Genomic DNA, 12262 nt, shown 5'->3' on the forward strand with positions numbered 1-12262 from the left:
CGGGATTGTCATACGGTCGGGCTAGCGTGGCGCCTGTGACGACTTCCCGCACCCGCACGGACCCGCGCCCGGCCTACCAATGTGACGCGTGCGGGCACCAGCCGCCCAAGTGGCTGGGGCGCTGCCCGGAGTGCCACGAGTGGGGCTCCGTGATCGAGTCCACGATGACCGGTCCGGTGGTGTCGGGACGGGTGGTCAGCTCGCGGCTGCCGTCCGAGCCCGCGCGTCCGATCGCGACCATCAGCGCCGCCCCCGCCAAGGCCGTGCCCAGCGGCGTCACCGAGCTGGACCGCGTGCTCGGCGGTGGCCTGGTGCCGGGGGCGGTGGTGCTGCTCGCCGGCGAGCCCGGGGTCGGCAAGTCCACCCTGCTGCTCGACGTGGCCCAGCAGTGGGCGGCGGGCGCCGGCACGCCCTCCCTCGTGGTCAGCGGCGAGGAGTCGGTCAGCCAGGTGCGCCTGCGCGCCGAGCGGCTCGGGGCCCTGCACGACCGGCTCTACCTCGCCTCGGAGAGCGATCTGGGCGCGGTCATCGGCCACCTCGACGCGGTGCGGCCCGGCCTGCTCATCATCGACTCGGTGCAGACCATCTCGGCTCCCGGCACCGAGGGCGTGCCCGGCGGCGTCACCCAGGTGCGCGCGGTCACGGCCGCCCTGGTCAGCGTCGCCAAGGAGCGCGGCATCGCCACCGTCCTCGTCGGTCACGTCACCAAGGACGGCTCGGTCGCCGGCCCCCGGGTCCTGGAGCACCTCGTCGACGTCGTCCTGCACTTCGAGGGCGACAAACACTCGTCGCTGCGCCTGGTGCGCGGCGTGAAGAACCGCTTCGGCGCGGCCGACGAGGTGGGCTGCTTCGAGATGCACGAGAGCGGCATCGTCAGCCTGGCCGACCCCTCCGGGCTGTTCCTGACCCGATACAACGAGCCCGTGCCGGGCACCTGTGTCACGGTCGCGATGGAGGGCCGCCGGGCGATGGTGACCGAGGTGCAGGCGCTGATCGGCGCGCAGGTCCAGGGCTCGCCGCGGCGGACGGTCTCCGGCCTGGACAGCGCCCGGCTGGCCATGGTGCTGGCCGTGCTCCAGCGCCGGATGGAGAAGATCAAACTCCACGACCGCGAGGTCTTCGCCGCGACGGTCGGCGGCATCCGCGTGACGGAGCCGTCGGCCGACCTGGCGATGGCCCTGGCGGTGGCCTCCGGCGCGCTCAACCTGGCGATGGCGCCGCACCTGGTCGCCATCGGCGAGGTCGGCCTGACCGGCGAGGTGCGCCGGGTCGGCGCGGTCGGCCGGCGGCTCGCCGAGGCGGCCCGGCTGGGCTTCCGCTTCGCGTTGGTGCCGCCCGGCTGCGGTCCGGCCGAGGGCGACAGCCCGCCCAAGGGGATGCGCGTCGTCGAGGTCGGCGACCTGCAGACCGCGGTCCAGTGGGCGGCCCGGGCCTCCGCGGAATGACGATCACCGGGGCCCCCGCCACCATGGCCGGGCGGCCGCTTCTATCACGGAGAGTGAGCACCGATCACGCTATGGAGCATCGGCCGAACCGCGGGTCGTTGAGCTGGATGACAGTCCGTAGGATGTACAGGTGCCGCTCGACCGCGATGCCTCCACCAACCGTCCTGCCAACGGGGCTGCCCCGGGCATCAGCGGATCGGCAGCGCGTCCGATGACCCCCACCGCGCCCGGTCTCACCGGCGGCGGACTCAGCGGCGATCCGCTGCGCGCCAACCTCGCTCTGATGGCCCCGGGCACCGCCCTGCGCGACGGCTTGGAGCGGATCCTGCGCGGCCGGACCGGCGCCCTCATCGTGCTCGGCCACGACGAGGTCGTGGAGCGCATCTGCACCGGCGGCTTCCCGCTCGACGTCGAGTTCTCCGCCACCCGGCTGCGCGAGCTGTGCAAGATGGACGGCGCCGTGGTGCTCTCCAGCGACGGCACCCGCATCGTCCGCGCGGCCGTGCACCTCATGCCCGACCCCGGCATCCCGTCGGAGGAGTCGGGCACCCGGCACCGCACCGCGGAGCGCGTCGCCAAGCAGTCCGGCTTCCCGGTGATCTCGGTGAGCCAGTCGATGCGCATCATCGGCCTCTACGTCAACGGCCAGCGCCACGTCCTGGACGACTCGGCCGCCATCCTCTCCCGCGCCAACCAGGCGCTGGCCACGCTCGAACGTTACAAGCTGCGGCTCGACGAGGTGTCGGGCACGCTGTCGGCGCTGGAGATAGAAGACCTCGTGACCGTGCGTGACGCGGTGGCGGTCGTGCAGCGCCTCGAAATGGTGCGCCGCATCGCCGACGAGATCTCCGGATACGTGGTGGAGCTCGGCACCGACGGCCGCCTGCTCGCCCTGCAGCTCGACGAGCTGATGGCCGGCGTCGACTCCGACCGCACCCTGGTCATCCGCGACTATCTGCCCACCGGCCGCAAGGCGCGCACCCTCGACGAGGCCCTGGTCGAGCTCGACCTGCTCAGCGCGACCGAGATGATCGACCTGGTCGCGGTCGCCAAGGCCATCGGCTACGCCGGCGCCTCCGACGCGCTGGACGCGGCGGTCAGCCCCCGTGGCTTCCGGCTGCTGGCCAAGGTGCCCCGGCTTCCCGCCCAGATCGTCGAGCGGCTGGTCGACCACTTCGGCAGCCTCCAGCGGCTGCTGGGCGCCACGGTGGAGGATCTCCAGGCGGTCGAGGGCGTGGGCGACGCCCGGGCCCGCGGCGTCCGCGAGGGCCTGTCCCGGCTCGCCGAGGCGTCAATCCTCGAACGCTACGTCTGAGCCGACGGCGACCCGGCCGGGCCGTTCCACGGTGGCGAACACGCCGAAGGTCATCTCGTGCCGCTCGGCCAGCGCCTTGAGCAGGTCGTTGCGCCCGGCGGCGGAGGCCTGCGCCATGTCGATCATCACGCAGCGGGTGAGCGGCCGGACCACGCGCAGCACGACGTCGGGCCCGACGCGCAGCCGGCGCCCGGACCAGCCGTCCTCCGGAAATCCGCTCCCCGGCACCTCGACGAGGAAGTTCGCCCGGAACCGCAGCGGATCCACGCCCCCGCCGCCCGGCTCGCCGCCGCACATCCCGGTCAGGGCGCGCAGCGCGGCCGTGGAGATCAGACTGACCGGGCCCTCGTCGTGGTGCGGAACCGCCGTCTCGGCGACGAGCGTCACCGTACGACCGAGCACCTCCCCGATCACCTGATGCCCGGCCGGGTCGTCGGCGGCGAAGCGGCGTCCGTCGGGCAGCTCCACCACGGGGACGTTCGCGCCGGAGTGGGCCTGGAACCCCAGGAGACCCGGCATCCGGCGGAATCGGCGAGTGTTCTTGCCGCTCCCGAGCTTGCCGTCCGGGTCGCGCACCGCCCACAACCGGTCCCCCACGACGCCGCGCCGGTCGACCCGGACGTCCGGCACCACCTCGCCGAGCATGGACTTCACCGGAAAACGACGAACCTCGGCGACCTTCACGACCCGGCGGCTCGCACCGTCAGGGGGTGAGGGTCAGCAGGACCGGCGCGCTGACCTTGGCGCCGAGGCGGCCGCGCACCTGGTACTGCCCCGCGGGCGGGGCCGTGCCCGCGGCCAGCCCGGCCGCGCACTTGTTCGACTGGCGGCCGTTCCAGGTCACGTTGTACTCGCGCTCGCCGTTCGGCGGGAAGTCGCGGACGTCGGAGCCCTTGGCGTTGCTGCACGTGTCCGACGACCAGAGCTTCTGCGCGCCGGACTCGATGTAGAGCTCCTGCAGGTCCGCGCCCACGTCGCGGGAGCACGTACGGGCCGACACGTTCTTGATCTTCAGGCGGATCTCGACCGGGGCGCCACGGCGGGCGGTCGTGCCGGCGGGGATCGGGGTCACCGAGATCTCCTGGTCGGTGCAGGAGCCGTCGGTCGGCACGGTCACGTTGGTGTCCGTGCCGGCCTGCGGATCCTCGGTGTCGGGCTGACCGGCCGGGGCCTCGGACCGGATCTCCTCCGGGCTCGGCCGCGACGGGGTGCCCGCCCCGGGCGGCGCGTCCTCGAAGGACGGCTCGGGCTCCGCCGCCGCGGAGGCCGGCGTCGAGGCGGGGCCCCGGGCGGCGCCGGTGGCCTGCTTGTCGCCGCTGTCGTCGCCGCCGGAGCAGGAGACGAACAGCACGATGACGCCGAGCAGCAGTGCACCCAGCACCACAGCTCGACGCCGCCAGTACACGGCGGCGGGAAGCGGACCAACCGTCGTACGCATGATGGGAGCACCGTATCGCCGTCCGGGCGCCGACACGGCCGCGACGCGCCGGTTATGCGACACGGACTCGTTTACTGATCGTTAGAGATAGACCTTGCGCTGGTAGACGGCGTGCGCGCCGGCCACCCGGTCCAGAAAGAGTTTTCCCGCGCAGTGGTCGATCTCGTGTTGCAGGGCGCGGGCCTCGAAGGCATCGGTGGCCAGGCGGACGGCTTCGCCCGTACCCGGAAGGACGGCCTCGACCACGATGCGGCCGGCGCGCTTCACGTCGCCGGTCAGGTCCGGCACGGACATGCAGCCCTCCCGGCCCGGCCGCCAGCGGCTCGCCTCCACCACCCGGGCGTTGCACAACACGAACGTGCCGTGCGACGTGGCGGCCTTGGGATGCGCGGTGACGTCCACGACGAAGACCTGGGCACCCACGCCGACCTGCGGCGCGGCCAGGCCCACGCAGCCGGGCGACACCCGCATCGTGGCGACCAGGTCCGCCGCGAGCTGGACGACCTCCGGGTCGGCGGGATCGACCTCGGCGCCCGGGCGGCTCAGCACCTCGGCGGGGGCGGTGACGACCGGCAGCACCCGGCCGTCGACGCCGAGCAGGTCGGGCTTCCAGCCGGCCAGGGCGTCGCTCACAGGACGTCCGTCTCGGCTCGGCGCAACGTCACGTCGACGCCCAGTTCGCCGGCCGCGGTGGCGAGGCGTACGGCCAGCTCGTCGGCGCTGCCCGGGGGCAGGTCCACCTCGGCGACCAGCACGTACAGCGGGCCGCTGAGCCGGGTCGTCAGGTCGGTGATGTTGCCGCCGGCCGCCGCCACCACCCGGGTGACCGCGGCGACGATGCCGAGCCGGTCCGCGCCGTGCACGCTCACCAGGTACGGCTCGCCGGCCGCCCCCGCCTCCGCCTCCGGCTCGACCGCCCGCACCGTGGCCAGCAGCCCGCTGAGCGGCTCCAGCGCCTTCTCGACGTCCTCGGCGGACGGCCCGGTGCAGATCAGCGTCATGGCGAAGTGGCCGCGCAGCCTGGTCATCGTGGAGTCGGAGAGGTTGGCTCCGACGCCGGCGAGGGCCTCGGAGACGTCGGCGATGATGCCGGTGCGGTCCGGGCCTATGACGGTGATGGCGAGCTCGTTCATGCCGGCATCTTAAGCTTGCCCGGTTATGACGCTCGCCGACTCAGCCATCCAGTGGTACGACCGCAACGCCCGCGACCTGCCCTGGCGGGTCCCCGGAACCAGCGCCTGGGCGGTGCTGGTCAGCGAGGTGATGCTGCAACAGACCCCGGTGGTGCGCGTGGAGCCCGCCTGGCACGCCTGGATGAACCGCTGGCCGACCCCGGCCGACCTGGCGCAGGACCCGCCGTCCGAGGCGATCCGGATGTGGGGCCGGCTCGGCTACCCGCGCCGGGCCATGCGGCTGCACGCGTGCGCGGTCGCGCTCGTCGAGCGGCACGACGGGCGGGTGCCGGACGACCTCGACCAGCTGCTCGCGCTGCCGGGCGTCGGGACGTACACCGCCCGGGCCGTGGCCACCTTCGCGTACGGCCAGCGTCACCCGGTCGTGGACACCAACGTGCGCCGCGTCGTCTCCCGGGCGGTGGCCGGCGATCCGGACGCCGGCCCGGCGACCACGGCCGCCGACCTGGCCGCCATGGCCGAGTTGCTGCCCGAGGAGCCGGCCCGGGCAGCCCGGGCCAGCATCGCCTTCATGGAGCTCGGCGCCATCGTCTGCACGGCACGGTGGCCGCGGTGCGCCGAGTGCCCGTTCGAGCCGGTCTGCGCGTGGCGGCAGAGCGGGGCCCCGGCGCCGGCCGGTCCGACCCGCCGGCCCCAGCGGTACGCCGGCACCGACCGCCAGGTCCGCGGCCTCATCCTCGAAGTGCTGCGGCAGGCCACCGGGCCGGTGCCGCGGCAGCGCATCGACGTCGTCTGGGCGGACGACGTGCAGCGCGCCCGCGCCCTCGCCGGGCTGGTCACCGACGGCCTGGTGGAACCCCTGGACTCCGACGCGGACCGCTTCGTGCTCGCCGGCGACCACCCGCCCCGCTACCCGGCCATCGGCTAGGTTCCCGGCCATGGGCTTCGACGACCGGGAGATCGAGTTCACCCGGTCCCGGCCGCTGGTACGGATGGCGACACTCGGCGACGACGACCAACCGGACGTGGTGCCGCTCGCCTGCGAGCTCGACGGAGCGGCGTTCTGGGTCGGCGGCGCCGAGACGTTCCTGCGCACGCGCAAGGTGCGCAACATCGTCATCTGGTACCCCTCCCGGCATCGCCGGCACTGACCACCGCCACCGACGAGGGTGGACGCGCAACGGCCCGGCGCTTTCGCGCCGGGCCGTTGCGTCGTGCTCGGTTGTGTCGTGCTCGGCTACTCGTCCGATGCGGCCGCGCCGAGGTCGGCGGGGACGGCGTCGGGCACCACGGATCCGCGGTCGGCTCCCTTGAACACCAGCTTGGACTTGTCGGTGTTCTCCGGGTCGCCTTCGCAGTCGACCACGACGATCTGGCCGGGGCGCAGCTCGTTGAACAGGATCTGCTCGCTGAGGGTGTCTTCCAGGTCGCGCTGGATCGTACGGCGCAGCGGCCGGGCGCCCAGGACCGGGTCGAAGCCCTTCTTCGCCAGGTACTTCTTGGCGTTGTCGGTCAGCTCGAGGCCCATGTCCTTGTTCTTGAGCTGGGTCTCGATCCGCGAGGTGAAGATGTCGACGATCTCCAGGATCTCGTTCTGGCGCAGCTGGTGGAAGACGATCGTGTCGTCGATGCGGTTGAGGAACTCCGGGCGGAAGTGCTGCTTCAGCTCGTCGTTGACCTTGACCTTCATCCGCTCGTAGTTGGACTCCTCGGCCTCGGAGGCCTGGAAGCCCAGCGACACCGCCTTGGCCACGTCCCGCGTGCCCAGGTTGGTGGTCAGGATGATCACCGTGTTCTTGAAGTCCACGATGCGGCCCTGACCATCGGTGAGCCGGCCGTCCTCGAGGATCTGCAGCAGCGTGTTGAACACGTCCGGGTGCGCCTTCTCGATCTCGTCGAAGAGCACCACCGAGAACGGCTTACGACGCACCTTCTCGGTCAGCTGGCCACCCTCGTCGTAGCCGACGTATCCGGGCGGCGCACCGACCAGCCGCGACACGGTGTACCGGTCGTGGAACTCCGACATGTCCAGCTGGATCAGCGCGTCCTCGGAGCCGAACAGGAACTCCGCGAGGGCCTTGGACAGCTCGGTCTTACCGACACCCGAGGGGCCGGCGAAGATGAACGAGCCGGAGGGCCGCTTCGGGTCCTTCAGACCGGCACGGGTACGCCGGATCGCCTTCGACACGGCCTTGACCGCGTCCTCCTGGCCGATGACCCGCTTGTGGAGCTCGTCCTCCATGCGCAGCAGCCGGGAGGTCTCCTCCTCGGTCAGCTTGTACACCGGGATACCGGTCCAGTTGCCCAGCACCTCGGCGATCTGCTCGTCGTCGACCTCGGACACCACGTCCAGGTCGCCGGCCTTCCACTCCTTCTCCCGCTGCGCCTTCTGACCCAGCAGCTGCTTCTCCTTGTCGCGCAGCTGCGCGGCCCGCTCGAAGTCCTGCGCGTCGATCGCGGACTCCTTGTCCCGGCGCACCTGGGCGATGCGCTCGTCGAAGTCGCGCAGGTCCGGCGGCGCGGTCATCCGGCGGATCCGCATCCGGGCACCGGCCTCGTCGATCAGGTCGATCGCCTTGTCCGGCAGGAACCGGTCCGAGATGTAGCGGTCGGCCAGCGTCGCCGCCGCCACCAGCGCGGCATCGGTGATGCTGATCCGGTGATGTGCCTCGTAACGATCCCGCAGACCCTTGAGGATCTCGATGGTGTGCGCGAGCGACGGCTCGCCCACCTGGATCGGCTGGAAGCGGCGCTCGAGGGCCGCGTCCTTCTCGAGGTGCTTGCGGTACTCGTCCAGGGTGGTCGCGCCGATGGTCTGCAGCTCGCCGCGGGCCAGCATGGGCTTGAGGATCGACGCCGCGTCGATGGCGCCCTCGGCGGCACCCGCACCGACCAGGGTGTGGATCTCGTCGATGAACAGGATGATGTCGCCGCGGGTGCGGATCTCCTTGAGCACCTTCTTGAGGCGCTCCTCGAAGTCACCGCGGTAGCGCGAGCCGGCGACCAGCGCGCCCAGGTCGAGGGTGTAGAGCTGCTTGTCCTTCAACGTCTCGGGCACCTCACCCTTGACGATGGACTGCGACAGCCCCTCGACGACCGCGGTCTTGCCGACACCCGGCTCGCCGATCAGCACCGGATTGTTCTTCGTCCGGCGCGACAGCACCTGCATGACCCGCTCGATTTCCTTCTCCCGGCCGATGACCGGGTCGAGCTTGCCCTCCCGGGCGGCCTGGGTCAGGTTACGGCCGAACTGGTCCAGCACCAGCGACGTCGACGGCGCGGCCTCGCCCGCCGCCGCACCGGCCGCGGCCGGCTCCTTGCCCTGATAACCCGAGAGCAGCTGGATGACCTGCTGGCGGACCCGGTTCAGGTCGGCGCCGAGCTTGACCAGCACCTGCGCGGCCACGCCCTCGCCCTCACGGATCAGCCCGAGCAGGATGTGCTCCGTGCCGATGTAGTTGTGGCCCAGCTGCAGAGCCTCGCGCAGCGACAGCTCCAGCACCTTCTTGGCCCGCGGCGTGAACGGGATGTGCCCGCTGGGCGCCTGCTGACCCTGGCCGATGATCTCCTCAACCTGCTGGCGCACACCCTCGAGGGAGATGCCCAGGCTCTCCAGAGCCTTGGCAGCGACACCTTCACCCTCGTGGATCAGGCCGAGCAGGATGTGCTCTGTCCCGATGTAGTTGTGGTTGAGCATCCGGGCCTCTTCCTGGGCCAGGACGACAACCCGTCGCGCTCGGTCGGTGAACCGCTCGAACATGCCCTCGTGCTCCTCACGTGCCGTGCGCCAATGAACTGGCGGGGCCAGCGCACGGGCATCGGTGATACCCGTGCTGTAACTCTATCGCCGCCGGGTGACTCTGCTGGGCCCTCGAGCCCTCTCGGGACGTCCTGCGCCGATGATTTCCCCAACTTCGCACGCTCAACGGCTGTTCCCCACCCCCGCGGAGTACGCGGACAGCGAAATCCCAGGCGCGATCATCGGCGGCGGCGACCCTGTCCACAGCCTGTGGACAACGCCGTACACCCCTGTGGATAACTTACGCACGCCGAGCGCGGAAGGAGTGAAAAGCAGCAGGGTCCGCAGCGCCGGAGCGCTACGAACCCTGTGGAAAGCGGTGTGCCGGGAGACCACCCCGGCGGCCGGCCCTACCTCGATGCCGCCGGGCCCACCCCGGATGAGGGCCCTACCTCGGCGCCGCCGGACCCACCCCGGCGGCCGGCCCTACCTCGATGCCGCCGGGCCCACCCCGGATGAGGGCCGGCGGCCGAGCTCGGGCAGGCCGGGAGCGACGAGCCTCAGCGGCCCGGCCCCTTGGCGTGGAACTCGTCCACGATCTCCTGCGGGATCCGCCCCCGGTCGGAGATGTCCTTGCCGTTCTTCTTGGCCCACTCGCGGATGGCCTTGTTCTGCTCGCGGTCGGCGGTGGCGCCGCCGCGGCCCCGGGCCGCCCGACCGCCCACGACCACCCCGCCACGGGCGACCTTCGATCCGGCGGCGACGTACTGCGCGAAGACTTCCCGCAATTTCGCCGCGTTCTTGTCGGACAGGTCGATCTCATACTGAATGCCGTCGAGGGCGAACTTGACGGTCTCGTCGGCATCACCACCGTCGAGATCGTCGACCAGCTTGTGAATGATCTGCTTGGCCACGCGCCGTTATCCTTCCGAACACAGGTTCTCAGACAAAGCCCTGTGGAGAACAATAACGCTATGCCCGCGTGTTCCGTCAATGCGGGCCTCGATATCGACTTGAACGCGCACCGGCATCGAACGGAGTGTTTCGTGAATGCCCGGCTCAGCGAGCGGCCCGTTTCCCCATTCCGGCGGGGCCTGGGCCGCCGATTCCCGTGCGGGCCCCGGAAATCGCGCCGAGCGAGACCCGGGAGGGCCACCCGCCGAGACGCGGAGCGCGATCCCGGACGGCCCACAGGCCGGGCCACAAGCCCAGCGCCACCGCGGACGGCCACACGCCCGGCCGCACACCGAACGCGATCCCGGACGTCACACGCCCGGACGCAAGCCCAGCGCCACCCCGGACGGCCACACGCCCGGCCCCACGCCCAGCGCCACCCGGACGACCACACGCCCGGCCCCACGCCCAGCGCCACCCCGGACGACCACACGCCCGGCCCACGCCCAGCGCCACCCAGGACGGCCACACGCCCGGCCCCACGCCGAACGCCGAGCGCTGGGCCGCACGCCGACTGCGTGGCTGCACGCCGAGTGCCGGGCCGCACACCGAACGCCGGCCTTCCGGCCGGCTGCCGACCCCGGCTTTCCGCCCGGGTTTCGGCCCGGCGCCGTCGTTCCAGGCAGGCTGCTCCCGGCCATCCGCTCCCGTGCGCCCGCTTGCTCCCCGGCAAGCTGCCATGCGTGCAAGTCGGGGCCGCCGGCCGAGGTAAACGACCGAGACCTAATCCGGCGAAGTCACCGACAGTCGCCGAGGATCCGTGAAACTAGGTGGCCTGACCCGGCGAAAGCAGCTCGCCCGGCCTGGCGAAAGCAGGTCGCCCGGCCTGGCGAAAGCAGCTCGCCCGGCCCGGCGAAAGCAGCTCGCCCGGCCCGGCGAAAGCAGCTGGCCCGGCCCGGCGAAAGCAGCTGGCCCGGCCCGGCGAAAGCAGCTCGCCCCCGCCCCCGCGAAAGCAGGTCGTCGGCGCGTGCCGATCCCGCGCCCGGGAAATCGGCAACTTCCCGTCCCACGGCCGCATGCGACATGCCTCGGGTTGGTGCAATTGCAACGATGATCAACCGCTCCACCGGCCGAAAAGATAGAGATCCGTGAACAACGCGTCGCTGTGCGTTACAAACCCTGGCCGGAGGATCTGTTCTGACCGCAATTAATACGCCGGGCGGCCGCCCCGGCGAGAAGCCCGCGGCGCGCGATCGGGACGATCAGCGCGATCAGGGCCGGACCATCCGATCAACCGACATTGCGCTCATAGACCATGCGCAGGCCGATCAGCGTGATCATCGGTTCGAACGCGGTGATGGTCCGGCATTCGTCCTTGACGAGCCAGGCCAGCCCGCCGGTGGCGATCACCGACCGCACCGGGCCCAGCTCGGCCGTCATCAGCTCGACGATGCGGTCGACCTGCCCGGCGACGCCGTAATAGAGGCCGGACTGCAGGCACTCGACCGTGTTCTTGCCGATGACCGACCGCGGCTTGGTGGGCTCCACCTTGCGCAACTGCGCGGCCCGCGCGGCGAGGGCGTCGAAGGAGATCTCGATCCCGGGCGCGAAGGCACCGCCGAGGAACTCCCCCTTGGCGCTGATCACGTCGAAGTTGGTGGTGGTACCGAAGTCGACGACGATCGACGGACCGCCGTAGAGCGCGTGCGCGGCCAGCGTGTTGACCACCCGGTCGGCGCCGACCTCCTTGGGGTTGTCGATCGCGAGCTGCACGCCGGTCTTCACGCCGGGCTCGACGATCACGTTCGGCAGATCGCCGTAGTAGCGCGCCAGCATCGTGCGCAGCGACCGCAGCGCGGCGGGCACGGTCGAGCAGGCCGCCACTCCGCTGATCTCCACCGCGTCCCCGGCCAGCAGCCCGCGGAACATCAGACCGAGCTCGTCCGCGGTCGACCGGGCGTCGGTCTTGATCCGCCAGCTGTGCACCAGCTTGTCGCCGTCGAAGGTGGCGAGGACGGTGTTGGTGTTACCGATGTCGATGCAGAGAAGCACGATCAGAACCTTAGGTGGGGGACGGGTCCGGGCGACGATCAAAACCTTAAACCGTTCCGGGTACGGCCGTTGGCGCCCACAACCGCAACACCACCCCCACCGGCACACGCAGCCCCCGCCGCGAGCCCATCGCCCTCACTGCCGGGCTACATCCCCGTGCCACTCCTCCGGCAGCTCGCCGCGCCACGGCAAAACCCGTGAGGGTGGCAGAGCACCGAAGGCACAGCAGCCTCCTTCAGCCGCCGC

The 12262-nt window shown here is 71.5% G+C and carries 11 protein-coding genes; 4 read left to right on the forward strand and 7 right to left on the reverse strand.

Annotation, left to right across the window (positions count from 1 at the left end; translation table 11 throughout):
- Positions 1-35: 35 nt before the first annotated feature.
- Positions 36-1445, forward strand: coding sequence for a DNA repair protein RadA (radA, locus tag IEY99_RS04715; RefSeq protein ID WP_373293282.1), 1410 nt, complete (start codon positions 36-38; stop codon positions 1443-1445).
- 211 nt (positions 1446-1656) lie between these two features.
- Positions 1657-2760 carry a DNA integrity scanning diadenylate cyclase DisA gene (disA, locus tag IEY99_RS04720; protein ID WP_229798111.1) on the forward strand — a complete coding sequence of 368 codons (1104 nt, stop codon included), beginning with the start codon at positions 1657-1659 and terminating at the stop codon, positions 2758-2760.
- Here the strand turns inward: disA and IEY99_RS04725 are convergent.
- The 4 genes from IEY99_RS04725 to IEY99_RS04740 form a co-directional block, all read right to left on the reverse strand.
- Positions 2737-3444 carry an MOSC domain-containing protein gene (locus IEY99_RS04725; RefSeq protein WP_189199590.1) on the reverse strand — a complete coding sequence of 236 codons (708 nt, stop codon included), beginning with the start codon at positions 3442-3444 and terminating at the stop codon, positions 2737-2739. The genes disA and IEY99_RS04725 overlap by 24 nt on opposite strands.
- 19 nt (positions 3445-3463) lie before the next feature.
- Positions 3464-4198: an adhesin gene (locus tag IEY99_RS04730; protein ID WP_189199592.1), complete on the reverse strand. Its 735-nt coding sequence runs from the start codon at positions 4196-4198 to the stop codon at positions 3464-3466.
- Positions 4199-4279: 81 nt separating this feature from the next.
- Complete coding sequence (locus IEY99_RS04735) at positions 4280-4831, reverse strand: peptide deformylase (protein ID WP_189199594.1); 552 nt, start codon at positions 4829-4831, stop codon at positions 4280-4282.
- Positions 4828-5331: a glycine cleavage system transcriptional repressor gene (locus IEY99_RS04740; RefSeq protein WP_189199596.1), complete on the reverse strand. Its 504-nt coding sequence runs from the start codon at positions 5329-5331 to the stop codon at positions 4828-4830. Before IEY99_RS04740 ends, IEY99_RS04735 begins: the two co-directional genes overlap by 4 nt.
- 25 nt (positions 5332-5356) lie before the next feature.
- Between IEY99_RS04740 and IEY99_RS04745 the strand changes: the two genes are divergently transcribed.
- Positions 5357-6259 carry an HhH-GPD family protein gene (locus IEY99_RS04745; RefSeq protein WP_189199598.1) on the forward strand — a complete coding sequence of 301 codons (903 nt, stop codon included), beginning with the start codon at positions 5357-5359 and terminating at the stop codon, positions 6257-6259.
- Between the two features lie 10 nt (positions 6260-6269).
- On the forward strand, positions 6270-6482 hold the full coding sequence (locus IEY99_RS04750; RefSeq protein WP_189199600.1) for a hypothetical protein: 213 nt from the start codon (positions 6270-6272) through the stop codon (positions 6480-6482).
- An 86-nt stretch (positions 6483-6568) separates the two neighbouring features.
- Here the strand turns inward: IEY99_RS04750 and IEY99_RS04755 are convergent, their stop codons facing one another.
- The 3 genes from IEY99_RS04755 to IEY99_RS04765 form a co-directional block, all read right to left on the reverse strand.
- On the reverse strand, positions 6569-9091 hold the full coding sequence (locus IEY99_RS04755; RefSeq protein ID WP_189199602.1) for an ATP-dependent Clp protease ATP-binding subunit: 2523 nt from the start codon (positions 9089-9091) through the stop codon (positions 6569-6571).
- Between the two features lie 539 nt (positions 9092-9630).
- Positions 9631-9984: a histone-like nucleoid-structuring protein Lsr2 gene (locus tag IEY99_RS04760; protein WP_189199604.1), complete on the reverse strand. Its 354-nt coding sequence runs from the start codon at positions 9982-9984 to the stop codon at positions 9631-9633.
- A gap of 1270 nt (positions 9985-11254) precedes the next feature.
- Entirely contained in the window at positions 11255-12016 is a 762-nt protein-coding gene (locus tag IEY99_RS04765) for a type III pantothenate kinase (protein WP_189199606.1), read from the reverse strand.
- Positions 12017-12262: the final 246 nt, after the last annotated feature.

The organism is Couchioplanes azureus, from assembly GCF_014648355.1.
Taxonomy (GTDB): domain Bacteria; phylum Actinomycetota; class Actinomycetes; order Mycobacteriales; family Micromonosporaceae; genus Actinoplanes; species Actinoplanes azureus.